Origin of the sequence: Meridianimarinicoccus aquatilis, from assembly GCF_004358675.1 — a bacterium.
GTDB classification, from domain to species: domain Bacteria; phylum Pseudomonadota; class Alphaproteobacteria; order Rhodobacterales; family Rhodobacteraceae; genus Meridianimarinicoccus; species Meridianimarinicoccus aquatilis.
The window spans coordinates 1-25,662 of sequence record NZ_SMZO01000010.1; the positions used below are offsets into that span (position 1 = coordinate 1).

Genomic DNA, 25,662 nt, shown 5'->3' on the forward strand with positions numbered 1-25,662 from the left:
GCAGGCGCTGACCACGGATGGACAGCCCCCGCGCCTGTGCACCGGTTAGTCGCCCTCCTGCCGCCCCAAGCGTTGCCAACAAATCAGCCCGGACCGGGACGGCCAGTTCTGCGGCTGCTGTTGGGGTCGGGGCACGGCGGTCAGACACGTAATCGATCAGGGTCGTATCAGTTTCGTGGCCAACCGCCGAGATAAGCGGGATCTGCGAGGCCGCAGCAGCGCGCGCGACGGCTTCGTCATTGAACCCCCAAAGATCTTCGATGGATCCGCCGCCCCGCGCCACGATCAGCAAATCCGGACGCGGCAAAGCCCCACCGGGCGTCATCGCATTGAACCCGGCAATGGCACGGACAACTTCGGGCGCACATTTCTCGCCCTGCACTGCCACGGGCCAAATCAGAACCTTGCGGGGGAACCGGTCACGCAATCTGTGCAAGATATCGCGAATAACAGCGCCGGACGGTGACGTTACAACCCCAATCACTTCGGGCAAAAAAGGCAGCGGGCGCTTGCGTTCCGGCGCGAAAAGTCCTTCTGCCTCCAAGGCCTTCTTGCGCTTTTCAAGCATCGCCATCAGGGCGCCAACGCCTGCGGGCTCTAGGCTGTCAATGATGATCTGATACTTCGATTGCCCCGGAAACGTGGTCAGACGGCCCGTCGCGACAACCTCCAGCCCCTCTTCAGGCGGGGTGGCAAGCTTCGCGGCCTGGCCTTTCCAGATCACACCGGCCAGTACCGAGCGGTCATCCTTGAGGTCAAGATACACATGGCCGGATCGCGGGCGCGACACGCGGCCCAACTCACCCCGCACCCTCACGCGCGAAAAGCCGCCTTCAATCGTGCGCTTCACCGCCCCTGACAATTCGGACACGGTAAATTCCGGCGCGTTTCCGCCAAGCCGGTCGCCATCTTCGTCGTCGAGCAGATCCATTTTCACCCCAACCCTGATCTCGAACCGGACGCTACCGCAGCCAGCACCCGAGGAAAAGGACCCACCCCACCCGAACCGGGAGGCTTGCCAGATGGGGGCCGCTTGCTTACGACGCGATCACAGCAAAGAATGGACGGACCAAGCATGAATATCCTGATCCTCGGCGGCGGCGGGCGCGAGCATGCGCTTGCATGGGCGGCCATGCAAAACCCGAAATGTGACAGGTTGATCGTTGCACCGGGCAATGCAGGTATGGCCAGCGTTGCAGAATGTGCCGACCTGCCTATCGAAGACGGCGCCGCGATTGCCCAATTCGCTGTCGAAAACGCCATTGATTTGGTGATCGTCGGACCGGAGGCCCCCTTGGTGGCAGGTGTCAGCGACGAATTGCGCGCCGCCGGGGTCCTGTGTTTCGGTCCATCCGCGGCTGCGGCGCAACTCGAAGCGTCAAAGACGTTCACCAAGCAGGTCTGCGATGCTGCAAAGGTCCCAACGGCCGGGTGGGCGCGTTTTACGGATGCTGCCAGCGCCCGCGCCTATATCGCCAGCACCGGCGCTCCCATTGTCGTGAAAGCCGACGGGCTTGCGGCAGGAAAGGGTGTCGTCGTTGCCATGACCGAGGCCGAGGCATTCGCTGCGATTGACGACATGTTCGGCGGTGCCTTCGGGGGTGCAGGCGCTGAAGTGGTCATCGAAGAATTCATGGACGGCGAAGAGGCCAGCTTCTTCGTGCTCTGCGACGGGGAAATTGCGCTGCCTATCGGAACCGCGCAAGACCACAAGCGCATTGGTGAAGGCGATACCGGTCCCAACACTGGCGGCATGGGCGCGTATTCCCCTGCCCCGATCATGGATGATGCCATGCAGACGCTTGTGATGGACCAAGTGATCCGCCCGACCCTTGCAGAAATGGCGCGACGAGGCACGCCCTATCAAGGCGTTCTATATGCCGGACTGATGATCAAAGACGGCGCGGCACGGCTTGTCGAATACAACGCGCGCTTCGGCGATCCTGAATGTCAGGCGCTTATGCTGCGCCTGGGCGCGCAGGCGTTCGATTTGATCCATGCCGCCGCAGATGGGCGGCTGGCTGGCCAACGCGTTGATTGGGCTGACGATCACGCCATGACCGTCGTTCTGGCTGCCAAAGGGTATCCGGGGGCCTATGGCAAGGGCGATACCATTGGCGGGCTCAGTGACTTGCCGGAAGACAGCTTTCACATGATGTTCCACGCTGGGACCAAAGCCCAAGGCGGGACGATCGTTTCAAACGGTGGGCGCGTTCTGAACGCAACAGGGCGTGGCGCAACGTTGGCAGAGGCGCGCGACCGGGCCTATGCACTGGCAGATGCCGTAGACTGGCCAAACGCGACGCTGCGCCGTGATATAGGATGGCGCGCTCTTTAAGCTTGCCGCAGATCAAAGTGTATGGTTCGGGTTTAGATAGGCATCACACCGGACGTAGAAACACAGACCAAAATGAGACCGGGGACAAGTTCACATGGCAACCAGCACCCAGCCAATGCATCCATTGGCACCGGAACACCTACCAAGGTTCATAACTGCCCCCGGTGAAACCGATCAGATGATGGTCAATGTCGGCATCTTTCTGGTCGGCATTATCCTGATCATCGGTGTGCTGTACCTCACGCTGCACGCGTTGCCCGAACGCATGGCCCACAAGCGTAATTCGGTTCAGTTCCAGTTGATTGGGATATTGGCCCTCTTGGCTCTTTTCACCCATAACAACATCTTTTGGCTCCTTGCCCTGGTAATCGCAGTTGTTGAAGTGCCAGATTTCATGACGCCGCTGAACAGCATCGCGCGATCCCTTGAAAAGGCGACATGGCGCGCACCGGATATCGGCCCCGAGCCGGACGATTCAGCGCAGAATGGCACAGGGAAAACTGACCATGTTTGAACTGCTGTTCTGTTCCTTTTTCACGATTTTCCCCGACTATCTTTATCGGCGTTTCCGGCAGGGAAAACGGGTCGGCCGCGAGATCAATCTGTTCTCGGTCTGGTATGAACTTCGCTGGGGTCTGACAGGGTGCGTCATGCTGACTGTCCTGCTGATCACCACCGTTTTCTATTTTCATCCCTCAACTTCGGCTGTGTCGTCCTTTTTCCGTACAGTTACCATTCTGCCCCAGATCCCCGGCCGTGTTGAAGAAGTCTATGTCACCACAAAACAAGAGGTTTCCGAAGGCGATCCGATTTTCAAGATCGAGGATTCGACACAGCGCACAGCGGTCGTCGCCGCCGAGCGACGTATCGCAGAAGTCGAGGCGTCTTTGGCGGTCGCACGTGACCAACTTGCCGCCGCCTCCGGCACCGCAGATCAGGCCGTTGGATTGTTGGAACGATCGCAAGACGAACTTGCACGGCAACTGAACCTTCAGGCGCGCAACGCAAATGTGGTGGCAGGGCGCGAAATCGACCGGCTGCAAAATAGCGTAAACTCCCGCCAAGGGGCGGTTGATGCCGCCTTTGCAAATGTTCAGGCATTGCAGACCCAGATCGATGTTCTGATCCCCGCACAGATGGCAACCGCCGAAGCCAATCTCGCCCAAGCACAGGCAGAGCTGGACAAGACGATCGTCGTTGCGGGTGAAGACGGTGAAGTTGAGCAGTTTCAACTTCAAGTCGGCGATTATGTAAGCGCCGTATTGCGCCCCGCAGGTATCCTTGTCCCCGCGGAATTTGAAGAAGGCCGTTTTGTGGCGGGCTTCGGACAACTCGCAGGCCAGATCATCAAGCCCGGCATGTTGGCGGAAATCGCGTGTGCCTCGCAGCCATTCACCGTTATTCCGATGGTCATCACTGCCGTACAACCCGTAATTGCAACGGGTCAGTTCCGCCCGTCTGATCAATTGATCGATTTGCAATCGCGCAGCCAAACGCCCGGCACCCTGACCGTCAACATGGAACCCTTGTTTCCGGGTCATGCCGACGCAATTCCTCCCGGAAGCGATTGTGTCGCAAATGCCTATACCAGTTTCCATGATCAACTTGATGACCCGTCTCTTGGGTTCTGGACCAAGTTGGGCATGCATGGGGTAGACACTGTTGGCATGATCCACGCCATCATTCTACGGGCGCAGACACTGTTGCTGCCAGTACGTAGTCTGGTTCTGTCAGGCGGGCATTAAGGGGCTGCGCGTCACTGTTGAGGTAGCAAGACAGGAATGTCTTGAAGCAATGCGCCGTCGGATGCATCAAAAATAAGAATGCGGTCGTCTTCGGTTACGACTGCATACCACCCTGCCCCTGCTGTAACTGCCAGAGGGCGTGCTTCATCCGGCAAGTTGATTTCTGAAGGTAACGTCGGCACCAGTGCCTGCGCAGACGGCGAAGGTTGCGACAGCCGCAAAACCAGAAGGCCGACGACGGATACCATCCCGACGATCATCACCCACATCAGCACGGTGACCAGCACACGCAGCTTGCGCAGGCTCGAGGGTTCTGGAACGTCCGTGTGTGATGTATCGTCAGTCATGGTGCGCCTCGCCTGTGTAGGCGGGCTGATAGCGGCCTTTCCCGCCCGTGACCAGACCGCGAAGGGGTGACAGCCCTCTCGCCGCACGCTAAGCGGGGCGCTGTTTTCACCTTCCGGAGGCCACCAACTGTGTCCGTCACCCGAACATTGCACGTGCTGATCGCAGCAGATCCCCCCCCGCGGATCGAAAAGGCGCTCGCGCGCGATGTGCCCCTTGAGGCCGCGCTTAGCCGGACCCGCATCACCCGTCTGTTGGCCGATGGCGCCGTGCGGCGCGGTGACACCGTGCTCAACGCAAAATCCAAGCTCGACGAGGGCGACGAGATCACAATCGAGGTCGTAGAAGCACAGGACACAGATCTGCTGGCCGAGGACATTCCACTTCATGTGGTGTTCGAAGACGACGACCTGATCGTTGTCAACAAACCGGCAGGAATGGTTGTACACCCCGCGCCCGGCAGTCCGTCTGGCACGCTGGTCAATGCCCTGATGGCCCATTGCGGCGATACCTTGTCAGGCGTGGGCGGCGACCGCCGACCCGGCATCGTTCACCGGATCGACAAAGACACCTCCGGGTTGCTTGTCGTGGCCAAATCGGACCGAGCCCATCACGGACTGGCAGAGCAATTCGCAGCGCACAGTGTCGCCCGCCATTATCGCGCTCTGGTACACGGGGTGCCCGACGCGGCTTCACCCCGGCTGGTGGGGCTTCCGGGCACCTCGTTCGAAGCTGGCGGCGTTCTGTGCGTCACAACTCAGATTGGCCGCCATCGTCACGACAGACAAAAGCAAGCTGTTCTCAACAATGGTGGACGGCGTGCGGTCACCCGGGCGCGCGTACTGGACCGTTTCGGCACACCCGCCGCCGCGGCGCTGCTCGATTGCTGGCTTGAGACCGGGCGCACACATCAGATCAGGGTCCATATGGCACATCTTGGTCACCCTCTTGTGGGCGACCAGACCTATGGCGCGCGGCGCAAACTGGCGGGAAAATCCTTTGCAGCGACACCGGATGCCGTTTCACAAACCGACGCATTTCCACGTCAGGCACTGCATGCCGCGACTCTCGGGTTCTCACATCCCGTCACGCAGACGTGGTTGGAATTCTCGGCACAAATCCCCGATGATATGCAAAACTTGGTCAATTTGCTGTCTGGTTAGGTCTGCGCACACCCGGTGTGCGCTGGTCATGACATTACAGGGCTTGAAGCCTGACGGCGGAATGACCAGTTAATGTAAAACGAATGAACATTGCACCCGACGAAGGGATACGCCCGTGGCCACTTATGGAAATCTTCCCGCACCTTCCCCGGAACAAGGGCTGAACCGGTATCTGCAAGAGATCCGGAAGTTTCCTATGCTTGAACCAGAGCAGGAATACATGCTGGCCAAGCGATGGGTCGAAGACCAAGACACCGGCGCTGCGCACCAGATGGTGACGTCGCACCTGCGTCTCGCAGCGAAAATTGCCATGGGTTATCGCGGCTACGGTCTGCCGCAAGCAGAAGTCATTTCGGAAGCGAATGTTGGCTTGATGCAGGCCGTCAAACGGTTTGATCCGGAAAAGGGCTTTCGTCTGGCGACATATGCGATGTGGTGGATTCGCGCCTCGATTCAGGAATACATCCTGCGATCCTGGAGTCTTGTGAAGCTCGGAACGACCAGCGCACAGAAGAAACTGTTCTTCAACCTGCGCAAAGCCAAGTCCCGCATTGGCGCGTTGGAAGATGGTGACCTGCGTCCCGAAAACGTCGCCAAAATCGCCCATGACCTGAACGTGACGGAAGACGAGGTTATCTCGATGAACCGTCGCCTTTCGGGCGGGGATGCATCGCTGAACGCAACGATCGGATCCGAAGATGATGGGTCAGCGCAATGGCAAGATTGGCTGGAAGATGAAGACGCCGATCAGGCGGGCAGTTATGCTGAACAAGATGAACTGAGCGTGCGCCGTGAACTGCTTGCCGAAGCGATGAACGTGCTGAATGACCGCGAAAAGGACATTCTTGTTCAGCGTCGCCTTCAGGACAAGGCCATCACGCTGGAAGACCTCTCATCGCAGTATGACGTCAGCCGCGAACGCATCCGCCAGATAGAAGTGCGGGCGTTTGACAAGCTGCAGACACGCATGCGCGAGTTGGCGTCGGAAAAGGGTCTTGTATCCGCCGAATGATCGCCTGCCCTTGTATCTTGCTCCACCCGCCCCCTAGGGTTGGCGCAAACATACAAGGAGAATTTCATGGCAGATGTTCGATGGGGCATTCTTGGGGCGTCTAATTTCGCCGCCCAACACATGGGACCGGCGCTTCATGCGGCGGCGGGTGGCTCGCTTGAAGCACTTGCCACCCGATCCCCCGAAAAAGCGGATCGTTTCAAGGATATCGCACCTAACCTCAAGGTTCATGAAAGCTACGACGCCCTGATCGCTGATCCGGGGGTCGATGCCGTGTATATCCCTTTGCCCAACACCCTGCATGTGGACTGGACGCTCAAGGCCCTAGAGGCAGGCAAGCACGTGTTGACGGAAAAGCCTGTCGCAATGCAGGCCGATGAAATTGACACCCTCATCAAGGCGCGGGATCAAAGCGGCAAACTCGCTGCCGAAGCGTATATGATCGTTTTTCACCCGCAATGGCACCATGTGCGCGACCTGATCGCCAAAGGCGCGATTGGCACGTTGCAACACGTTCAAGGTATGTTTTGCTTCAATAACGGGGATCAGCCGGAAAACATACGCAATCAGGCCGACCTTGGCGGCGGGGCAATGCGCGATATCGGTGTCTATGTCATCGGATCAACGCGGTTCGTCACCGGGGCAGAACCCACAGAAGTGAGCGCGCGTATCCGATGGGAAAGTGGATTTGATGTGTTTAGCGACATCTCGGCCCGCTTTGGTTCTGTTACCTATTCGGCATGTGTGTCGACGCGGCTCAACCCCTACCAGAGCATGACCTTTCATGGCTCGCTTGGGTCGATCCATCTGACAGCCCCCTTCAATGGCCCGGTTTTTGGCGACACATGTGTGATCCTGCGCCGCGCCGGGCACGACGAAAGCGTCGCCCGTTTTAACGGGGCACGACAGTACGATTTGCAGGTTGCGGCCTTCAACCAATCGGCCACGACTGGTGTCGCCTATCCCTGCCCGTTAGAATTTTCCAAGGGAACACAGGTGATGATGGATGCTGCGTTTGAAAATGCGCAATCGCTGGACTGACCTCAGGCCAACGCCATCAGGGCATAGGTGACCTGCGCTGCCGTAAAATCAGACACCGCGTCCCCGGGGCGCGGTGCAAGTTCAACCACATCGCACCCAACCAGTTGCCGACCGTTCAATGCGCTTTGCACCAGATGGATCGCTTGCCAGAACCCAAGCCCACCCGGTACAGGCGTTCCAGTGGCCGGCATCACCGACGGGTCAAGACCGTCCACATCGAAACTGACATAGACCTGCTTGGGGAAATCCGCGGGCAATTCAACGGCATGCAGCCCGCGTGTGACCAACTCTTCTGCATCCACGTGGAAGACATTCAAAGCAGATCGTAATTCCGCCTCTTGGGTACACAAGGCACGCACGCCAAACTGCGCCAAGGCGATCCCGTCTTCTTCGCCCAAAAGCTGCATAACAGACGCATGCGAATGTCGTTCCTGCTGATAGGCTCGCCGCAGATCGGCATGGGCGTCGATTTGCACAATCCCAACCGTGCCCTTCAGCGCCGCTGCGACACCGCGCACAGCCCCATAGCTCAGCGAATGCTCGCCGCCCAGAACAACGGGAATGCACCCTGCCGAGACTGCCGCCGTTGTCCGCGCGGCAATCCGTTCCATTACCGACGGCAATTCGCCCGAACAATCGACCGGGTCTTCGGTCACAATCCCCTGCGCACAGGGCTCGCCCCCACGCCAAAGACGCTCCAATTCCACGCTGGCCTCAAGCAACGCAGCCGGCCCGTTGGCCGTGCCAGCGCCATAGCTGACCGTGCGTTCCAGGGGGACCGGGATCACCCTGAACCGCGCTTGCGCCGGATCGGTCTCTGCCGCACTCAATTCACCGTCAAGAAAGGGAACCATGGGTCGCTCAAAGCCTCATTAGAAAATCGTCATACCCGAACTCACGCACGATTCGCAGATCGTCAGTTCGGCTGTCCCAAACAGCCAGCGCAGGCAAGGGCACACCGTTGAAGGTATTGGTCTTGACCATGGAGTAATGCGCCTGATCGAGAAATGCGAAACGGTCACCGACCTGCCACCCCTGCGCCGGGCGAAAATCACCAATGACGTCGCCCGCCAAACAAGAGGGTCCACCAACACGGATTTCGCTCCCCTCGCCTTCCGGCAGTTCACCCAGCAGGTCCGGGCGATAAGGCGCTTCAATCACGTCGGGCATATGACACGTGGCACTGATATCGCTGATTGCCAAAGGCATTCCGTTTTCGCTGCGATCCAGAATCTCTCCCACTAGAATTCCCGCCTGCAACGCTACCGCCTCACCCGGTTCCAAATAGACGTCCACTTCATACGTTTCGCGAATGTGCCGGATCAATGCCACAAGACCGGCCCGGTCGTAGTCACTCCGCGTGATGTGATGCCCGCCGCCCAGATTGAACCAACGCAGATTGCGAAGCCATGGCCCGATCACAGGTTCAACCGCATCCCAAGTGCGTTTCAACGGCGCAAAATCCTGTTCGCACAATGTGTGCATGTGCAGCCCATCAAGCCCCGTCAGATCCGCAGCCGTGATTTGAGATATCGGCGTACCAAGACGCGAACACGGGGCTGCCGGGTCGTATTTTTCGGTCCAACCCTCTGAGTGTTCTGGGTTGATCCGCAGACCGATCTCGACACTTTCACCAGCATCGCGGGCAGAACTGACCATGGTCCTAAACCGTGCCAACTGCGTCACGGAATTGAAAATTACATGGTCTGAAAGGCGCAGCACCTCGGCAAGTTCTTCTGATTTGAAGCCTGCGTTGAACGTGGCCACATGGCCGCCAAACACTTCACGCCCAAGCCTCGCCTCATTGACGCCCGACGCTGCGGTGCCTGCAAGATGCGCCATGACAACCGGCGCCATGGCGGGCATGGAAAACGCCTTGAGCGCAAGGAATATCCGCGCACCAGAGCGGCCCGCGACATCCGCAAGAATGGCGCAGTTGCGATCAATCTGTGCGGCGTCCACGACAAAACACGGCGACGGTACGCGACCCAAATCAAGACCCGCGAACCGCGCCCGGCTATCCGCCGCAATATCAATCTGGTCGATCATAAAACCGTCCTCACCACGGATCCGAAGCGCCGAAGGCCGCGACCGGGGGCGGCGGGGCTCGATGCCCCGGCGCCCCCGGCTGCATCAAAAATCAACCGGAGCGTCCAATTCGTGCACCTGCCATGGAAGACCCTGTGTGTTGAGCATCTCCATGAAGGGATCCGGATCAAGCTGTTCCATGTTCCAGACGCCCGGCGCTTTCCATTGCCCGCCCAACACCATGGCCGCACCGATCATCGCAGGCACGCCCGTGGTATAGGCCACGGCTTGGCTGCCGACTTCTGCATAGCATTCTTCGTGATCGCAGATGTTGTAGATATAGAACGTCTTCTCGCCGCTGCCGTCTTTGGCTGGCCCGGTTGCAATGTCGCCGATGCACGTCTTGCCCTTGGTGAGCGCGCCAAGATCACCCGGATCAGGCAGCACGGTCTTCAAGAACTGCAGCGGAATAATCTCGTGGCCGTCATGCATTACAGGGGTGATCGCCGTCATGCCGATATTCTGCAACACCGTTACGTGGTTGATATATGCATCCCCGAACGTCATCCAGAATCGCGCGCGCTCGATCTCGGGAAAATGCGTGCTCAAGCTTTCAAGCTCTTCGTGATACATCAGGTACATGTTCTTTGGCCCGACTTCGGGGAAATCAAAGTTGACCTTGTGGCTCATGGCGGGGCTGATGACCCACTCGCCGCCCTCCCAGTGCTTCGCATCCGCCGTCACTTCGCGAATGTTGATCTCTGGGTTGAAGTTGGTCGCAAAGGCCTTGCCATTGTCACCGCCGTTGCAGTCAAGCACATCCAATTGCCGTATACCGTCCAACTTATGCTTGCGCAGCCACGTCGCAAATACGCTGGTAACGCCCGGATCAAAACCGCTTCCAAGAATGGCAGTCAAACCCGCTTCCTTGAACTTGTCCTGATAGGCCCATTGCCAATGATATTCGAATTTGGCTTCGTCTTCTGGCTCGTAGTTGGCGGTGTCAAGGTAATGCACGCCCGCTTCAAGGCAGGCATCCATCAGCACCAGATCCTGATAGGGCAGCGCCACGTTCACCACCAGTTCCGCGCCCGTCTCGCGGATCAGCGCGACTGTCGCGGCTACGTCCATCGCATCAAGCGCGGCGGTGGCAACCTCCACTCCGGTGCGCGCCTTCACGCTCGCTGCGATGTCGTCGCATTTCGACTTAGTGCGGCTAGCAAGCGTAATCTTGCCAAAAATTTCGGCGTTCATTGCCATTTTGTGGACCGCGACAGAGCTTACGCCGCCCGCTCCCACCACCAGAACGTTTCCTGCCATGTCAGTCTCCCGTATCGCTGAGGGGGTCATTCGAAATATGTATACCCGGCCAAACTGTCTTTGTAGGCCGAGATCAAAACGCGCCGTTCATCCGCGCTGAGATCGCGACGCGCCACCGCACCGTCCACGCGTTTGCGAAACGCTGCAAGGCAGTCTTGCGGATCGTATTCCACATAAGACAGCACTTCGGCGATGCTATCGCCTTCGGTTTCGTGTTCCACGCTGAAGCCACCCTCCCCGTCGAGCGCGATTGTCACAACGTTGGCGTCGCCGAACAGGTTGTGCAAATCACCAAGCGTTTCCTGATAGGCCCCGACAAAGAACACTCCGATCAGATAATCTTCGTCGTCGCGCAAGTCATGTACCGGCAATGCCTTGTGCAGGCCGTCTTCCAGGACGAAATGACTAATTTTCCCGTCACTGTCACAGGTGATATCCGTCAGGATCGCGCGGCGGGTTGGTGCCTCGTCATGGCGTTGAAGCGGGATCACCGGGTGAATCTGATCAATCGCCCAAACATCCGGCAGCGATTGAAACAACGAAAAATTGCAGTGATAGTAATCTACATAAGCTTCCAACTGCGCATCCAGATCGCCCGATGACGGATGCTCGCGGTTGACCTGTGCTATGCGTGCCAACGTGTATAGGAACGCACGTTCCGCCCGGCCCATCTGTCGCAAATCGACCACGCCACGCCGAAAGAGTGCGCGGATTTCATCCCGGTAATAGACGGCATCGTTATAGCATTCCTGCACACGTCGCGGTTCAAGATACCCTTCGACTGCCACAAGATCAGACATGTAATGATGGTCACCTTCGCGCGGCGCTGGTTTGTCCGGCACATCATAATACGTGGCGTCCAGCACATCGAAAATCAGCATCGACGACAAGGCCGTCACAAAACGGCCCGATTCCGTCACAATGGTCGGATGCGGCAAGCCCGCCTCATCCATTGCGTAGCCCACGGTTTCGACAATCGCAGTGCAATATTCCTCGACCGAGTAGTTCACCGAATTATCGGTTGAATTGTTCTCGCCGGTGTAATCAATCCCAAGCCCGCCGCCGAGATCGAGATATTCCAGCGGCACGCCCATCTTGCGCAACTCGACAAAAAAGCGTGTCGCCTCGGTGACTGTGCGGCGCACATCGATGACATTTGGAACCTGGCTTCCAAGGTGATTGTGCTGCAACACCAAACAATCGAGAAAACCGGTTTCTGTCAGCCTGTCGATCAGTTGCACGACTTCGTAAGTCCCAAGCCCGAAACTGGACCGATCCCCCGAAGACGCCTCCCACTTGCCAGTGACAGTTTGAGTCAGCTTCACGCGCACGCCAAGCATCGGCTTCACGCCGATCTCATCCGAAACGCGGCGCACGATTTCGAATTCCTTCAGGCTTTCCAGAACGATGACCGTGTTAAAACCCAACTTTCGGGACAAGATCGCAAGGCGGATGAATTCGTCATCCTTGACACCGTTGCAAATGATCAGGCTGTCCTTTGCCAATGGCTGCGCCAGCGCCACGATCAGCTCGGGTTTACTCCCCGCTTCCAATCCATAGCCGTATTGCTGGCCAACCTCGACAAGGCGGCTGACCACCTCGGATTGCTGGTTCACCTTGATCGGAAAAACGCCGCGATACACGCCCTTGTACCCGACCTGTTCAATCGTTTCCCCAAAGGCTGCGCAAAGTCGGTGAAGACCGTAATCCAAGAAGGACTGCACACGAAGCTGAATAGGCGTCGCGATTCCGCGATCCTTGAGGTCACGCACAATCTCTGGAAGCGAGACAGGCTCGGCCTCGCGGTTGAGCGGATCACTCAGTCCGATGTTGCCATCTGGCAGCACGTTCACCAGACCGTGCCCCCATGCGTCGATACCGTAAAGCGAACTGGTCACAGGGTGTTGTCCGTTCCTTGCAGAAGAAATGCGACGGGCGCATGGCCCATTCAAACGCCTACACAAGCTGCCGGGCCAAGTCACGGTGCAAACGGCCAGATTTCGACGGACACTGAAAATTCCGTCACTGCAGACTGGCCCTTTTGACGGCAGCCAAGTCGCTCACGTATCAGCTTGGCAGGAAACAGATGTCAGAGATGTCGGGGAAAGAAGAATTGTCTTACGCGCGGATATCATTGACCAGAATACTCAAAGACAGACGACGGCAAACCGCCACTTAAGCCTTTTAGGGGATTGGTGCACCCGACAGGATTCGAACCTGTGGCCTCTGCCTTCGGAGGGCAGCGCTCTATCCAGCTGAGCTACGGGTGCCTGTTGGCGGGGTATAAGCAACCCCGTCTGCTCTCGCAATGGGGAATCAAGACCGGTTTATGCCTCAGGCGAAAAATTCGTGGCACAATTCCAACGCGTCCACCAGAACGTCAACTTCGGCTTCCGTGTTGTACATGGCAAAAGAGGCACGGCAGGTGGCAGGCACGCCCATATGCTCCATCAAGGGTTGGGCACAATGATGCCCGGCGCGCACTGCCACACCGCGCTTGTCGAGAACCGTGGAAATGTCGTGAGCATGTGCTGCGCCCTGCAATGTGAACGAGAATATCGCAGCCTTTGAGGCAGATTGCCCCTGCACATTCAGCCAGTTCAAACCGTCCAGTTTCGCGCGGGCATAATCGCGCAACGATGTTTCGTGGGCAGCAATATTCTCCATGCCAACGGCCATCATGTATTCAAGAGAAGCGCCCAATCCGATCATTTGAACGATCCCCGGAGTGCCAGCTTCGAACTTCATCGGCGGATCGTTATAGGTCACAACATCGCGCGATACCTCGCGGATCATATCGCCGCCCCCCATGAACGGGCGCATTTCCGCCATCCGCTCTGGCGTGATATAGATCGCGCCGGATCCGGAAGGACCATAGAGCTTGTGGCCTGTGATCGCATAAAAATCACAGCCCAGGTCCTGAACATCAACCGGCATGTGAACCGCAGCTTGGCTTCCATCGACCAGAACTGGAATGCCCTTCGCATGTGCCGCCTGCGTGATGGTTTTAACGTCGACCACAGTGCCCAACACGTTCGACAGATGGGTTATCGCGACCAGCTTGGTCCGCGGACCCATGGCATCGATCACCTTCTGCGGGTCCAGATCGCCATTTGCATCCACATCAACCCATTTCAGAACGACGCCCTGACGTTCGCGCAGGAAATGCCAAGGCACGATATTGGCGTGATGTTCCATGATCGACAAAATGATCTCATCGCCCGGCTGAAGCCGAGGCATCGCCCACCCATAGGCGACCGTGTTGATCCCCTCAGTTGTCCCGGAATTCATGACAATCGTGTTTTCGTTGCCAGCGTTCAGGAACTTCGCAATCGTGCCGCGCACGCTTTCGTAGTTTTCTGTGGCAAGGTTCGACAGGAAATGCAGTCCCCGGTGGACGTTGGAATACTCATCCCCGTAGGCACGGGTCATGGCATCAATCATGACCTGTGGTTTCTGCGCCGAGGCACCGTTATCGAGATAGACCAACGGCTTGCCATTCACCTCACGAGACAGGATCGGAAAATCGCTACGGATCGCACCAACGTCAAACATTGAAATCTCCTGGGGCGACGACGCCCATCATGGTCAGGATCAGGCTCATGGCAAACGTAATCCCAAACGCGGACACAAGGATCATGCCAAACACCAGCCCAAGGGATTTGAACCCATGCACAGTTGCGATGAAATGGGTTAAGAGCCAAATGAATACAACAAGCCCTACGATGCCGATCACGTCCGCCACAGGCGGCAGCACGAATAGGGCGATAGTTTGAACAACCTGAAGACAGGCCATCACGAATTGCAGCCAGACCACCACGGCAAGCGTGTCTTCAAACACACCCTGCCCGCCCATCAGGCGCCCGATGAAGTGAATTGCATAGACCATCACAACCAGCAGCCCGATCTGGATTAGGAACATGACCAGAGGATTGGCAAGGTACGGGTTTCCAAGTGCTGCGCCCCCGGTTGCAAGGATCAGGGTGCCTTGACCCAAAGCCACCGATGCCGCCACAACAGCCGCAAGCATCGTCCAAAGGATCGCCGTCGGCAGTTGTGCGTTCAACACGCGCGCGGCACCGTCACGCGGCCTGCGCAACGTCGCCAAGGCCGCTGCCAATAATCCACGCGGGGTGAAGTCCAGGGGTTCAATTGTCATGTTGGGTATCTAGGTCCCCTGTGGTCCGTGCGCCACGTTTTTAGGCCACTCAGCCTCTCGAAGACCGAGAAACCAGAGCAGCACGAAAATGCCAAGAGCAAACGCCGTGACAGTATCCAAGGTGACGCCGGGTCCAATGAAACCGGCCGTAAGACCGCGCAATAACCACAATGGCGCAGCGGCCAGCAAAGACCAGAACAGAGCCATCCGTGCATCGAACCACGACCCACGCGCGCCGAATGGTTTGGCCAAAAGATGGCTTAGCGCGGCAATCCCGTAAAAAACCAAAGGCATCACAAAAAGCCACACGAACAGATCACCGGTGGCGCGTTCACCAAAGCTGGCATCAGGGCTCAACTCAGCCTCGCGGGCAATGCGGGGCAGTTGAGCGACGAAGATCAGCACGCAAGACAACATGACGAAGGCAATCGCCCGATCCTCGCGCACACCTGCAGAAAGGTGCCGCCGGAGCACACGCCCCGGCGACCGATAACTTTCCACGATATCCGATGTAACAGGCATCAGTCCTTGCGGCGCCGCGCCATCCAACCCTCAAGCCGGGCCAGAATGTTTTCTGCAAGCGAGGCGTCTTCGATCTCTTGGATCGCTTCCGCAAGAAACGCCAGTGTCATGAGGTCTGTCGCCTCGCCCACGGGCACACCGCGCGAGCGCAGATAGAACAGGCCTTCCTCGTCGATGGCCCCGCTTGTTGAGCCGTGCGAGCACACCACGTCATCGGCGTAAATCTCAAGCTCGGGCTTGGCAAGGAATTGGCTGTCATCATCCAGCAAAAGAGATTGGCTGATCTGATAGCCATCGGTCTTTTGCGCCCCGGCCTTTACAAGGATCTTTCCCTGGAACACACCGGTCGCCCCGTTGCGCAGCACCTTTTTGAACACCTGGCGGCTTTCGCATGCCAAAGCGTCATGCGTGATGAACACCGTGTCATCATGATGGAAATCCCCATCCCCAACGCAGGCCCCGGCGATATGCGCCACCGCATTGTCGCCGGTCAATTCCAAGACACAATCATTGCGTGTCAAAACGCCGTTCATGGTCACTGTGAAGGATTTGAACACAGACTCTTCGCCAAGACGCGCAAAAATATGCGTCGCTGCGCGGCGTTGATGGTCGCGCCCTTGTGCCCGAACGTGGTGGAACGTACCGCCATCCGCGACCTCGACTTCCATCACCTTGTTGAACCGCGCGGCGGCTGGACCGTCTTCCAGAATCGTCACGACAGCGCCGGTTTCAACCTTGATGACATGGTGCAAATGCGCGTCCGAAGTTTCGGACTGATGCAGGTATTCCAAGGCAATCGGCTTGGCCGCTTTGCCTGTTGCATGGATGACAAGACCGTCTGTCGCAAACGCCGTGTTCAGCGCCGCCAAAGGGCGCGAAACTGGCGTTTGGCCACGGGTTTCGAGAACGCCATAGATGTCCTTGGCCCAATGAATATCATGCGCAGCCACGTCAGCCAGCCGTTCGATTGTAACACCGGCCAGCGATGGATCGTCTGATGCTTCCGCATTAAAGACACCATCAACAAACACCAGACGCACACGGTCGACATTGTCAAAGACGGGCGTTTCGCGTTCTGACAACAACGCTGCCGGAATCACCTCGGCCGACGTCAGTGTTTCGGGGCGGGTGTATTTCCAATACTCGTCGCGCCGACCCGGAAGTCCGCTTGCGTGCAAACGGGCCAAAGCGTCCTCGCGCGCGGGCTTCAAACAACCGTTGTCATCAGGCAAATCAAGCACCGTCAAACGCGCATCCAGTGTATCAAGTTTCGGTTGCGGCAGGGCCATTACGCCACCTCTGCCTTAAGCCCGGCGTAGCCGTTGTTTTCAACTTCAAGAGCCAACTCAGGGCCACCTGTCTTGATGATGCGGCCATCGGACAGAATGTGCACGACGTCAGGTTTGATATGGTCCAACAAGCGCTGGTAGTGGGTGATCACAAGAAAGCCGCGCCCTTCGTCGCGCAGCGCATTTACACCATCCGCAACAAGCTTCATCGCATCCACGTCAAGCCCGCTGTCGGTTTCGTCAAGGATGCACATCTTGGGTTCCAGCATGGCCATCTGCAGGATCTCGTTGCGCTTCTTTTCGCCACCCGAGAAACCGACATTCACAGGCCGCTTCAGCATGTTTGCATCGATCTCAAGCGCCTTCGCCTTTTCGCGAACGACTTTCAAGAATTCGCCTGCGGACAGTTCTTCTTCACCGCGCGCCTTGCGCTGGGAATTCACTGCCGTACGCAAGAACGTCATGTTGCCGACACCGGGAATTTCGACCGGGTATTGGAACGCCAGAAACAGGCCCGCCGCTGCACGCTCTTCCGGTTCCATATCCAAAATGTCTTCGCCGCCAAGCGTCGCGCTGCCCTCAGTGACCTCATAGCCGTCGCGCCCGGACAGGACATAGGACAGGGTGGATTTCCCCGACCCGTTTGGCCCCATGATCGCGTGAACTTTTCCGGCTTCAACTGTTAGGTTCACACCTTTCAGGATCTGCTTGTCTTCATCTTCAAGTTTGACGTGCAGGTTTTTGATTTCCAGCATTTTCTTTCCCGTTTCAATCTTTGCGCCAACCCTGTGGGCGGCGTCAGTCCAGTGTGACGGCGGTGCCAGACGCAGACACCATCAGCATGTTGTTTATGACTTCATAGTCCAGATCGACGCCCACGACGGCGTTTCCGCCAGCCTCGCGTGCGTGCTGTTCCATTTCCCGCAGGGCGGTTGCGCGCGCTTCGCCCAAACTGGCCTCATACGATCCCGACCTGCCCCCTATGATATCGGTTATTCCGGCGAACACGTCGCGAAACACGTTAGCCCCCAAAATCGCCTCGCCCACGACGACGCCGTGATATGCGGTGATGGGGCGGCCTTCGACATTTGGCGTTGTCGTCACGATCATTTATCAGCACTCCCGGTTCCTGGGTCGTGGGATTGCGGCGAACGCACCTTGTTCTGCCGCAACACAAAGCTTGCAAAAATGCTTCCCAAAAAGCCCGAAACAAAGCTTACGGCAATCACAGGCAGCGCCGGAAGCAACGGGGCCGCGAACCGCAATACAACAACAAAGACCGCACAAAACAGCCCGGTCAAAGTTGCTGCGAAAAGAGCCGCCCGCACTTGCATCCTTGCCTTACCCGACGGACCCTTCAAGACTGATTGCAACCAATGCCTGAGCTTCCATCGCAAACTCCATCGGCAGCGCCTGAAGGACGTCGCGGCAGAAGCCGTTCACAACCAGCGCGACTGCTTCTTCTTCGTCCATGCCACGTTGGCGGCAATAGAAAAGTTGATCGTCATCCACTTTGGATGTCGTCGCTTCGTGCTCTACCCGGCTCGAATTGTTGCGCACTTCGATATACGGCACAGTGTGCGCCCCGCACTCCGACCCGATCAGCAGGCTGTCACACTGAGTATAATTCCGGCTGTTCTTCGCCTTCGGGTGCATCGACACGAGGCCCCGATACGTGTTCTGCGCTTTGCCGGCACTGATGCCTTTGGACACGATGCGCGACTTGGTGTTCTTGCCCAAGTGCACCATCTTCGTGCCGGTATCGGCCTGCTGATAGTTGTTCGTGATGGCGATGGAATAAAACTCGCCTTGGCTATCGTCACCGCGCAGAATGCAGGACGGATATTTCCATGTCACCGCAGAGCCGGTCTCAACCTGCGTCCACATCACCTTGGACCGGTCACCGCGACAATCGGCGCGCTTGGTCACGAAGTTGAAAATGCCGCCCTTCCCGTTCTCGTCGCCGGGGAACCAGTTTTGCACGGTGGAATACTTCACCTCTGCATCTTCCAGCGCGACAATTTCAACAACAGCCGCGTGAAGCTGCGTTGTATCGCGACTGGGCGCGGTGCAGCCTTCAAGATAGCTGACATATGACCCCTTGTCCGCGATGATCAGGGTGCGTTCAAACTGGCCGGTATTCTCAGCGTTGATACGGAAATAGGTCGACAATTCCATCGGGCAGCGCACGCCGGGTGGCACATAGACGAACGATCCATCCGAGAACACGGCAGAGTTCAGCGTTGCGAAATAGTTGTCCGAGACAGGCACAACGGACCCAAGGTACTTTTTCACAAGCTCCGGATGCTCGCGGATCGCTTCGGAAATTGAACAAAAGATCACACCGGCCTTCTTCAGCTCGGCCTGAAACGTCGTACCAACAGACACCGAATCAAACACCGCATCAACTGCCACCTTGCGGCCTTCGGCGGGCATGTCTTCCGCGCCCTCTACCCCTGCAAGGATCATCTGCTCTTTCAGCGGAATGCCCAGTTTTTCGTAAGTTGCCAGCAACTTGGGGTCTACTTCGTCCAGCGATTTGGGCTTTACGTCCATGCTCTTGGGACGCGCATAGTAATACTGATCTTGGTAATCGATCGGCGGATAGTGAACCATTGCCCAATCCGGCTCGTCCAATTGCGCCCAGCGTTCAAAAGCTGCCAGCCGCCATTCCGTCATCCATTCCGGCTCTTCGTTCTTGGACGAGATCAGCTTCACGATATCCGGGTTCACGCCCTTTGGCGCGTAATCCATTTCGATCTCTGTTTCCCAGCCGTACTTGTACTTGCCCGCCATCGACTGAACGGTTTCGACCGTTTCGCGATCCACCCCGTCCCGAACTTCTGTGTTGTCCAGTGCAGCCATTACGACGTTCCTCTTTGTTGCCCCGTTCTTATGGAGCCATTCCGTTTACGCGCCGTTTGGCGCGATGTTCCTTGGCGCGATCAGACGCGCCTTATACTCTCAGCCGCCGTTCAGGCAGCACGGGCCCGAGCCTTGGCGTAAGCTTTGCCCCACGTTTCGGCGAACCGCAGCGCCTGCTCTTCGGTCGTCTCCGGCCCGATCGACACCCGCAGCGCAGAGGCCGACAAGACACCGTCAAATCCCATCGCGCGCAGCACGCGGCTTTCCCGCAGCTTACCCGATGAACAGGCCGACCCGGCCGAAACCGCGAACCCAGCCAAGTCCATCGACATCACCTGAGTCTCGCCTTTCCAACCGGGCGAGACGAGGCATATCGTGTTCGGAAGCCGGTTCTCGTTGTTCCCGACAAAAATAGTCTCATTTGCAGCGCGTTCCAACGCCAAACTTAGAATATTTCTAATTTCGGCAACTTTTTCCCAAACACCGTCCGCAAGATCCCGCGCCGCAGCTTCGGCCGCAGCCCCGAACCCCGCGATTCCAATTAGATTTTCCGTTCCAGACCGACGGCCCATTTCTTGACCGCCGCCTGTGATTTGTGCCTGCACATCCAACCCGCGCTTGAGAACCAGGGCCCCAACCCCCTTTGGCCCACCAAGTTTGTGCGCCGAAATCAGAGCCATCTGCGCCCCCGACCAATCGAAAGCCACAGGAAGTTTGCCAAAGCTTTGAGTGAAATCCACCAGCGCCAACCCCGGCGGTAGATCTTGAACAATCCCAGTCTCGCTGTTGGCCGATTGAAGAACGCTGACCGCAGGATCAGAAACCGTCACCTGACCGTTGCTGTCCACCGGCAAATCCGGCGTGATCCACCCGTGCACCGCGTCGTGCTCAACCTCTGCACCGTGCAGGCCGCGCCCGGACAACGCCAGAGCCGCCGCTTCGGTCGCGCCCGAAGTGAACACAATATCTGCTGCCTGCGCGCCAAAAGCCTCTGCCACCTGCGACCGCGCCTTTTCCTTCACGGCGGTGGCGGCACGACCTTCTGCATGAACGCTCGATGGGTTTCCCACCACGTCCATAGCCGCAATCATCGCCGCGCGCGCCTCGGGTCGAAGCGGCGCGGTCGCATTCCAATCAAGATAGGTCCGGGTCCGTGCCATTATTCATCCACAAAGTTCAACAAGGATGGCACCGCTGGGCACGGCGCGAGTTCATTCTCCACAATATCAGACAGCCGGGTCTGATGCAGAAAGACATAGACATGTGCACTGAACCCTTCCCAAAGGCGGTTGGTCAGGCTTTGCGCCTTGCTGCCAGACGCCCCGCCCGAAACCGAGGCCCCTTTGTGCATCGCGCTGACGGTCTCATCCACGGCCCCAAGAATGTCCGACACGCGAATATCCGCGGGCGGTTTGGCCAACCGATAGCCACCGCCGGGCCCGCGCACTGATTCCACCAACCCAGCGCGGCGCAACTTGACGAACAGTTGCTCCAAATACGCGAGAGACACGGCCTGTCGTTTGGATATTTCGGTGAGCGTCACAAGCCCACCGGACGGTTGCAGCGCCAAATCGGTCAGGGCTACCATTGCATATCTGCCCTTGGTGCTCAGTTTCATCGCCCTATCCTCGTGCGTGCCATTGACCAATTCCCGGCAGATGGTTAGGTCCTAACCTTCGATAATTCGAGCCCGCCGAACAGAATAGAACGTTTCTAAAGAGCCGCCGCACCCCCGTCAACAGCGGTCGGCCACCCGCCAAGGAAGACCGCGCACCATGCCCGAGGTTATCTTTCCCGGTCCCGAGGGCCGACTTGAAGGTCGCTACCACCCTCAAAAATCCAAAGATGCTCCCATTGCGATTGTGCTTCATCCGCACCCGCAATTTGGTGGCACGATGAACAACCGCATCGTGTACAATCTGCACTATGCGTTCTTCAACATGGGCTTCACGGTGTTGCGGTTCAATTTTCGCGGCGTAGGACGCAGTCAGGGCGAATACGATCAGGGGATCGGTGAATTGTCCGATGCCGCTTCGGCGCTCGACTACCTGCAATCGATGAACCAGAATTCCAAGCATTGCTGGGTTGCTGGCTTTTCGTTCGGGGCATGGATAGGCATGCAGCTTCTTATGCGCCGCCCGGAGATAACTGGTTTTATCTCGGTCTCGCCGCCCGCAAACATGTACGACTTTTCGTTTCTCGCGCCCTGCCCGTCTTCGGGATTGATCATAAATGGGACCGCTGATCGCGTTGCACCGCCCGCCGATACGCACACACTGGTTGGCAAACTGCACGAGCAGCGCGGCATCACGATCACACATCAGGAAATCGACGGCGCCGGGCACTTCTTTGAAGACCCGCACATGGATACCATGATCGGCAACGTGAGCGGCTATGTGAAACAGCGGCTGACAGAAACGACGCGCTAAGCCGGGCCGCAAGGCCCCGGTACTGCACAATGACCCGGCGTTGAAGTCCTGAGAGCATTGGGACTTCGACGCATGCAATGTTCCTGACAATGCGCCAAGATTTTGCAACACAGTGACAGAGTTCCAATGACAGATCGCCTTGACCAGCAGCTCGACTTCCTCGTCGAAATCGACAAGCTCAAGTCGATCACGCGCGCCTCACCGATCGCGGACGGAACACGCAAGGAAAACTCTGGCGAACATTCCTGGCACCTTGCGATGTTTGCGTTGGTTCTGTCTGACCAAGCTCAGCCGGGCGTTTCCATTGACCGGGTGATCCGGATGCTTTTGATCCACGACATTGTCGAGATTGACGCAGGCGACACACCGATCCACGGCGCAGACGCCGCCAAAGCCGATCAGGCAGAGGCCGAGATGCGTGCAGCGGACCGACTGTTCGGCATGCTCCCAGACGACCAAAGGGATGACTTGCGCGCCCTTTGGGAAGAATTTGAAGCCGCCGACACAGCCGACGCCCGCTTTGCCAAAGCTTTGGACAGGTGCCAACCGCCCCTGCTGAACATGGCGTCCGGAGGGGGCAGTTGGGCCGACTATGCGGTCACACTTGACCATATCGACACACGCGTTGGGGTTCCTGCAAAGCGAGGGGCCCCGGCGCTTTGGGACCGAGTGCGTAGCCGCATCCTGCCGTATTTCGCCGCGCGCTGATCGTGGCGCAGACTGATGCCAGCCAAAAGGGTGCGGTACGTCCCGAAGGCATCGGCCATGTGGCCCCGTTCTTGACTTCGCGCCCGACGTAAGCCCAGCGAAATACCCGGCGTTTTATCCCACCTCTTGGGCGGACTACGGAACGCTCAGCAGACGCCCATCGCACACCCCATAAAGGCGACTCACATCGTGGTCACCCGAATGGCGGAAGGTCACTCTTCGGCACGCCACAATCCCCGAAACGCTATGCAAGCGCCTTCACGACGCCTCGTTGGAAACAAGCGGAAGTCAGCTTATCTGGCCTCACACATTGGGCGAAGAACCGCTCATAACCATACGTAATACAATTAAAAATACATCTTCCCGCTCACAGTATCGTGTCCGGCCTTTTGTTTGAAAATTTCTCTCATATTTGCGGAACTCAGGCTGGCGCGCCGCGTTGGGACTGAACGAACAACGGAGATATACGTTATGAGCAGAACCTATTTCGACATCGCTGCACTTGCAGCAACCACATCGGCAATCGCGCTTGCAGGTACAGGCGCAGTATTCGCTGGAAGCCTGACTGAGCCCGACGCGACCGTCGCGCCAGTGCCGGTCGTAACGTCCGCCCCGCAAAGCCGTTGGGCAGGGGGATATGTCGGTGCACAAATCGGCTATGGGTATGCTGACACGGACACGGCCAATGATGGCGACATCGACAACGACGGCATCATTGACACCATCGACTCAACGATTGACGCAACCGTCAAAACCTTCAACTCCATTGGTGAAGATGGCGATGGCGTGACTGGCGGTGTACATGCCGGTTATCTGATGAATTCCGGCAGGTTCGTGTACGGTGGTGAAGCCGACTATGACTTCAGCGACATTCAGTTCGACAACAATGCCGGCAGCATTGACGGCATTGGCCGCTTGAAACTGAAAGGCGGCTACGACCTTGGCAACACGCTGGTTTATGCAACCGCCGGTGCCGCCTATTCCGAGGCAGACATCAACGGGTCGGACTTCAGTGATTGGGGATGGGTCGGCGGTGTCGGTGCCGAATACCTGCTGACAGACAACGTGTCTGTCGGTGGCGAGATCCTGTACAACGATTTCGGTGAATTCGACAATTCGGACACGGACGTTTCACTGACCACGGTTTCGGCACGCGTGTCTTACCGCTTCTAAGGCGGACCGGGTGCTACCTCGGCTCCGACTTATCTAGGATGGAAAGGCCTGCCTACCGGCGGGCCTTTTTCCTGTTTTTGGCGCTCCAGAGTTCGCCGATGGCGTCTGTGTTTTGTCGAAAGAGTGAAAATTAGGCGCGCTAACACGCATCATGAACTTAATTCGTATACCATCGCATACCGTACTTGGTAGTTTCGCTGCACTGCGGTATGACCGGGTAGCGGCGATTCATGCCAAGTCCCCAAAGGAAATGCTTCATGACCAAGATCAAAGTTGAAAACCCCATTGTTGAGTTGGACGGCGATGAAATGACCCGGATTATCTGGCAGTTCATCAAGGACAAGCTGATCCTGCCCTACTTGGATATTGACCTGAAATATTATGATCTTGGCATCATGGCACGTGACGAAACGGACGATCAGATCACGGTGGATGCCGCCGAAGCCATCAAACACTATGGCGTTGGGGTCAAATGCGCGACGATCACGCCCGATGAAGACCGCGTAGAGGAATTCGGCCTGAAACGCATGTACCGATCCCCTAACGGCACGATCCGCAATATTCTGGGCGGCGTCATCTTCCGCCAACCGATCATTTGCCGCAACGTTCCGCGTCTTGTGCCCGGTTGGACCCGGCCCATCGTCGTCGGCCGTCACGCATTTGGCGACCAATATCGCGCAACAGATTTCCTGTTTCCGGGTGCGGGCAAGGTCACAATGAAATTCGTGGGCGAAGATGGCACCGTCATCGAAAAAGACATCTACGATGCGCCCGCGGCCGGCGTTGCCATGGGAATGTACAACCTTGACGAGTCCATCCGCGATTTCGCACGCGCGTCGCTGAACTACGGCCTCAACCTTGGCTGGCCTGTGTATCTGTCCACCAAGAACACGATCCTCAAAGCTTATGACGGGCGGTTCAAAGATCTCTTTGCCGAAATTTATGCCACAGAGTTCGAAGACAAATTCAAAGCCGCTGGTATCACCTATGAGCACCGCCTGATCGACGACATGGTGGCCTGCGCAATGAAATGGAGCGGCGGCTACGTCTGGGCTTGCAAGAACTATGATGGCGACGTGCAGTCCGACACCGTGGCACAGGGCTTTGGCTCACTTGGGTTGATGACCTCCGTTCTGATGACACCAGACGGAAAAGTCGTCGAAGCAGAGGCGGCGCACGGCACGGTAACGCGCCACTACCGCCAGCATCAGGCCGGCAAGGAAACTTCGACCAACTCCATCGCGTCAATTTATGCGTGGACAGGCGCGCTCAAGCACCGGGCCAAGCTGGACGACAACGCCCCGCTTCTGACCTTTGCCGAGACGCTGGAAAAGGTGATCGTGGACACGGTTGAGAGCGGGTACATGACCAAGGATCTCGCGCTTTTGGTAGGCCCGGACCAGAAATGGCTGACCACCATGGGCTTCCTTGAAAAGCTGGACGACAACCTGAACAAAGCGTTGGTCGGCTGACACCCCTACTTGGGCCGGGGCATATTCCCGGCCCAAAGCCCGCGATTGTGCTT

Annotated in this window: 25 protein-coding genes and 1 tRNA gene; 10 read left to right on the forward strand and 16 right to left on the reverse strand. The window is 57.7% G+C overall.

Going from position 1 to position 25,662, the window contains the following annotated elements; all coding sequences use genetic code 11:
* The coding region (gene xseA / locus E2L05_RS05905) for an exodeoxyribonuclease VII large subunit (RefSeq protein WP_133341979.1) at positions 1-931 on the reverse strand (931 nt) is incomplete at its 3' end.
* Between the two features lie 144 nt (positions 932-1,075).
* Between xseA and purD the strand changes: the two genes are divergently transcribed.
* From purD to E2L05_RS05920, 3 genes are all read left to right on the forward strand, one after another.
* Entirely contained in the window at positions 1,076-2,338 is a 1,263-nt protein-coding gene (purD, locus tag E2L05_RS05910) for a phosphoribosylamine--glycine ligase (protein WP_133341980.1), read from the forward strand.
* Between the two features lie 94 nt (positions 2,339-2,432).
* Positions 2,433-2,852: a hypothetical protein gene (locus E2L05_RS05915; protein ID WP_133341981.1), complete on the forward strand. Its 420-nt coding sequence runs from the start codon at positions 2,433-2,435 to the stop codon at positions 2,850-2,852.
* Positions 2,845-4,083 carry an HlyD family secretion protein gene (locus E2L05_RS05920; RefSeq protein WP_133341982.1) on the forward strand — a complete coding sequence of 413 codons (1,239 nt, stop codon included), beginning with the start codon at positions 2,845-2,847 and terminating at the stop codon, positions 4,081-4,083. The genes E2L05_RS05915 and E2L05_RS05920 overlap by 8 nt, the downstream gene beginning before the upstream one ends.
* Positions 4,084-4,094: 11 nt before the next feature.
* Here the strand turns inward: E2L05_RS05920 and E2L05_RS05925 are convergent, their stop codons facing one another.
* On the reverse strand, positions 4,095-4,430 hold the full coding sequence (locus tag E2L05_RS05925; RefSeq protein WP_133341983.1) for a DUF6476 family protein: 336 nt from the start codon (positions 4,428-4,430) through the stop codon (positions 4,095-4,097).
* A gap of 129 nt (positions 4,431-4,559) precedes the next feature.
* Between E2L05_RS05925 and E2L05_RS05930 the strand changes: the two genes are divergently transcribed.
* The 3 genes from E2L05_RS05930 to E2L05_RS05940 all read left to right on the forward strand — a co-directional run bounded on the left by E2L05_RS05930 (position 4,560) and on the right by E2L05_RS05940 (position 7,644).
* Complete coding sequence (locus E2L05_RS05930) at positions 4,560-5,591, forward strand: RluA family pseudouridine synthase (RefSeq protein WP_133341984.1); 1,032 nt, start codon at positions 4,560-4,562, stop codon at positions 5,589-5,591.
* Between the two features lie 115 nt (positions 5,592-5,706).
* Positions 5,707-6,603, forward strand: coding sequence for an RNA polymerase sigma factor RpoH (gene rpoH, locus E2L05_RS05935; protein WP_133341985.1), 897 nt, complete (start codon positions 5,707-5,709; stop codon positions 6,601-6,603).
* 66 nt (positions 6,604-6,669) lie between these two features.
* Entirely contained in the window at positions 6,670-7,644 is a 975-nt protein-coding gene (locus tag E2L05_RS05940) for a Gfo/Idh/MocA family protein (RefSeq protein WP_133341986.1), read from the forward strand.
* A 2-nt stretch (positions 7,645-7,646) separates the two neighbouring features.
* On the opposite strand, the gene speB is transcribed toward E2L05_RS05940, so the two are convergent.
* The 14 genes from speB to E2L05_RS06010 form a co-directional block, all read right to left on the reverse strand.
* The gene (gene speB, locus E2L05_RS05945) at positions 7,647-8,498 is read right to left on the reverse strand and encodes an agmatinase (protein WP_133341987.1); all 852 of its coding nucleotides are present in this window, start codon (positions 8,496-8,498) and stop codon (positions 7,647-7,649) included.
* A 7-nt stretch (positions 8,499-8,505) separates the two neighbouring features.
* Positions 8,506-9,693, reverse strand: coding sequence for a carboxynorspermidine decarboxylase (locus E2L05_RS05950; RefSeq protein ID WP_133341988.1), 1,188 nt, complete (start codon positions 9,691-9,693; stop codon positions 8,506-8,508).
* Positions 9,694-9,777: 84 nt separating this feature from the next.
* Positions 9,778-10,992, reverse strand: coding sequence for a saccharopine dehydrogenase family protein (locus E2L05_RS05955; protein WP_133341989.1), 1,215 nt, complete (start codon positions 10,990-10,992; stop codon positions 9,778-9,780).
* 26 nt (positions 10,993-11,018) lie between these two features.
* On the reverse strand, positions 11,019-12,890 hold the full coding sequence (gene speA, locus E2L05_RS05960; RefSeq protein ID WP_133341990.1) for a biosynthetic arginine decarboxylase: 1,872 nt from the start codon (positions 12,888-12,890) through the stop codon (positions 11,019-11,021).
* Between the two features lie 295 nt (positions 12,891-13,185).
* Positions 13,186-13,262, reverse strand: a tRNA-Arg gene (locus E2L05_RS05965).
* A 64-nt stretch (positions 13,263-13,326) separates the two neighbouring features.
* Positions 13,327-14,547 (reverse strand): cysteine desulfurase, encoded by a 1,221-nt coding sequence (locus E2L05_RS05970; RefSeq protein WP_133341991.1) that lies wholly within the window; start codon positions 14,545-14,547, stop codon positions 13,327-13,329.
* Positions 14,540-15,151, reverse strand: a complete 612-nt coding sequence (locus E2L05_RS05975) for a Yip1 family protein (protein ID WP_133341992.1) — start codon at positions 15,149-15,151, stop codon at positions 14,540-14,542. Before E2L05_RS05975 ends, E2L05_RS05970 begins: the two co-directional genes overlap by 8 nt.
* Before the next feature lie 9 nt (positions 15,152-15,160).
* Positions 15,161-15,673, reverse strand: a complete 513-nt coding sequence (locus tag E2L05_RS05980; RefSeq protein WP_133341993.1) for a YIP1 family protein — start codon at positions 15,671-15,673, stop codon at positions 15,161-15,163.
* On the reverse strand, positions 15,673-16,962 hold the full coding sequence (locus E2L05_RS05985; protein WP_133341994.1) for a SufB/SufD family protein: 1,290 nt from the start codon (positions 16,960-16,962) through the stop codon (positions 15,673-15,675). Before E2L05_RS05985 ends, E2L05_RS05980 begins: the two co-directional genes overlap by 1 nt.
* Positions 16,962-17,717, reverse strand: a complete 756-nt coding sequence (gene sufC / locus E2L05_RS05990) for a Fe-S cluster assembly ATPase SufC (protein ID WP_133341995.1) — start codon at positions 17,715-17,717, stop codon at positions 16,962-16,964. Before sufC ends, E2L05_RS05985 begins: the two co-directional genes overlap by 1 nt.
* Positions 17,718-17,760: 43 nt before the next feature.
* The gene (locus E2L05_RS05995; RefSeq protein WP_133341996.1) at positions 17,761-18,072 is read right to left on the reverse strand and encodes a heavy metal-binding domain-containing protein; all 312 of its coding nucleotides are present in this window, start codon (positions 18,070-18,072) and stop codon (positions 17,761-17,763) included.
* Positions 18,073-18,303: 231 nt separating this feature from the next.
* Positions 18,304-19,827: a Fe-S cluster assembly protein SufB gene (sufB, locus tag E2L05_RS06000; protein WP_133341997.1), complete on the reverse strand. Its 1,524-nt coding sequence runs from the start codon at positions 19,825-19,827 to the stop codon at positions 18,304-18,306.
* Positions 19,828-19,937: 110 nt separating this feature from the next.
* Positions 19,938-20,987 carry a cysteine desulfurase family protein gene (locus E2L05_RS06005; protein WP_133341998.1) on the reverse strand — a complete coding sequence of 350 codons (1,050 nt, stop codon included), beginning with the start codon at positions 20,985-20,987 and terminating at the stop codon, positions 19,938-19,940.
* The gene (locus E2L05_RS06010) at positions 20,987-21,445 is read right to left on the reverse strand and encodes a Fe-S cluster assembly transcriptional regulator IscR (RefSeq protein WP_133341999.1); all 459 of its coding nucleotides are present in this window, start codon (positions 21,443-21,445) and stop codon (positions 20,987-20,989) included. Before E2L05_RS06010 ends, E2L05_RS06005 begins: the two co-directional genes overlap by 1 nt.
* A gap of 157 nt (positions 21,446-21,602) precedes the next feature.
* On the opposite strand from E2L05_RS06010, the gene E2L05_RS06015 reads away from it, so the two are divergent.
* From E2L05_RS06015 to E2L05_RS06030, 4 genes are all read left to right on the forward strand, one after another.
* Positions 21,603-22,256 (forward strand): alpha/beta hydrolase, encoded by a 654-nt coding sequence (locus tag E2L05_RS06015; RefSeq protein ID WP_133342000.1) that lies wholly within the window; start codon positions 21,603-21,605, stop codon positions 22,254-22,256.
* A 126-nt stretch (positions 22,257-22,382) separates the two neighbouring features.
* The gene (locus E2L05_RS06020) at positions 22,383-22,964 is read left to right on the forward strand and encodes an HD domain-containing protein (RefSeq protein ID WP_133342001.1); all 582 of its coding nucleotides are present in this window, start codon (positions 22,383-22,385) and stop codon (positions 22,962-22,964) included.
* A gap of 471 nt (positions 22,965-23,435) precedes the next feature.
* Complete coding sequence (locus E2L05_RS06025; RefSeq protein ID WP_133342002.1) at positions 23,436-24,137, forward strand: outer membrane protein; 702 nt, start codon at positions 23,436-23,438, stop codon at positions 24,135-24,137.
* Positions 24,138-24,394: 257 nt separating this feature from the next.
* The gene (locus E2L05_RS06030; RefSeq protein ID WP_133342003.1) at positions 24,395-25,609 is read left to right on the forward strand and encodes an NADP-dependent isocitrate dehydrogenase; all 1,215 of its coding nucleotides are present in this window, start codon (positions 24,395-24,397) and stop codon (positions 25,607-25,609) included.
* Positions 25,610-25,662 lie beyond the last annotated feature (53 nt).

Bases quoted from the DNA above. Each gene is read 5' to 3' on its own strand.
- purD (WP_133341980.1), top strand. From the start codon at position 1,076: ATGAATATCCTGATCCTCGGCGGCGGCGGGCGCGAGCATGCGCTTGCA.
- E2L05_RS05915 (WP_133341981.1), top strand. From the start codon at position 2,433: ATGGCAACCAGCACCCAGCCAATGCATCCATTGGCACCGGAACACCTA.
- E2L05_RS05920 (WP_133341982.1), top strand. From the start codon at position 2,845: ATGTTTGAACTGCTGTTCTGTTCCTTTTTCACGATTTTCCCCGACTAT.
- E2L05_RS05925 (WP_133341983.1), bottom strand. From the start codon at position 4,430: ATGACTGACGATACATCACACACGGACGTTCCAGAACCCTCGAGCCTG.
- E2L05_RS05940 (WP_133341986.1), top strand. From the start codon at position 6,670: ATGGCAGATGTTCGATGGGGCATTCTTGGGGCGTCTAATTTCGCCGCC.
- speB (WP_133341987.1), bottom strand. From the start codon at position 8,498: ATGGTTCCCTTTCTTGACGGTGAATTGAGTGCGGCAGAGACCGATCCG.
- E2L05_RS05950 (WP_133341988.1), bottom strand. From the start codon at position 9,693: ATGATCGACCAGATTGATATTGCGGCGGATAGCCGGGCGCGGTTCGCG.
- E2L05_RS05955 (WP_133341989.1), bottom strand. From the start codon at position 10,992: ATGGCAGGAAACGTTCTGGTGGTGGGAGCGGGCGGCGTAAGCTCTGTC.
- E2L05_RS05970 (WP_133341991.1), bottom strand. From the start codon at position 14,547: ATGTTTGACGTTGGTGCGATCCGTAGCGATTTTCCGATCCTGTCTCGT.
- E2L05_RS05975 (WP_133341992.1), bottom strand. From the start codon at position 15,151: ATGACAATTGAACCCCTGGACTTCACCCCGCGTGGATTATTGGCAGCG.
- E2L05_RS05980 (WP_133341993.1), bottom strand. From the start codon at position 15,673: ATGCCTGTTACATCGGATATCGTGGAAAGTTATCGGTCGCCGGGGCGT.
- E2L05_RS05985 (WP_133341994.1), bottom strand. From the start codon at position 16,962: ATGGCCCTGCCGCAACCGAAACTTGATACACTGGATGCGCGTTTGACG.
- sufC (WP_133341995.1), bottom strand. From the start codon at position 17,717: ATGCTGGAAATCAAAAACCTGCACGTCAAACTTGAAGATGAAGACAAG.
- E2L05_RS05995 (WP_133341996.1), bottom strand. From the start codon at position 18,072: ATGATCGTGACGACAACGCCAAATGTCGAAGGCCGCCCCATCACCGCA.
- sufB (WP_133341997.1), bottom strand. From the start codon at position 19,827: ATGGCTGCACTGGACAACACAGAAGTTCGGGACGGGGTGGATCGCGAA.
- E2L05_RS06005 (WP_133341998.1), bottom strand. From the start codon at position 20,987: ATGGCACGGACCCGGACCTATCTTGATTGGAATGCGACCGCGCCGCTT.
- E2L05_RS06010 (WP_133341999.1), bottom strand. From the start codon at position 21,445: ATGAAACTGAGCACCAAGGGCAGATATGCAATGGTAGCCCTGACCGAT.
- E2L05_RS06015 (WP_133342000.1), top strand. From the start codon at position 21,603: ATGCCCGAGGTTATCTTTCCCGGTCCCGAGGGCCGACTTGAAGGTCGC.
- E2L05_RS06020 (WP_133342001.1), top strand. From the start codon at position 22,383: ATGACAGATCGCCTTGACCAGCAGCTCGACTTCCTCGTCGAAATCGAC.
- E2L05_RS06025 (WP_133342002.1), top strand. From the start codon at position 23,436: ATGAGCAGAACCTATTTCGACATCGCTGCACTTGCAGCAACCACATCG.
- E2L05_RS06030 (WP_133342003.1), top strand. From the start codon at position 24,395: ATGACCAAGATCAAAGTTGAAAACCCCATTGTTGAGTTGGACGGCGAT.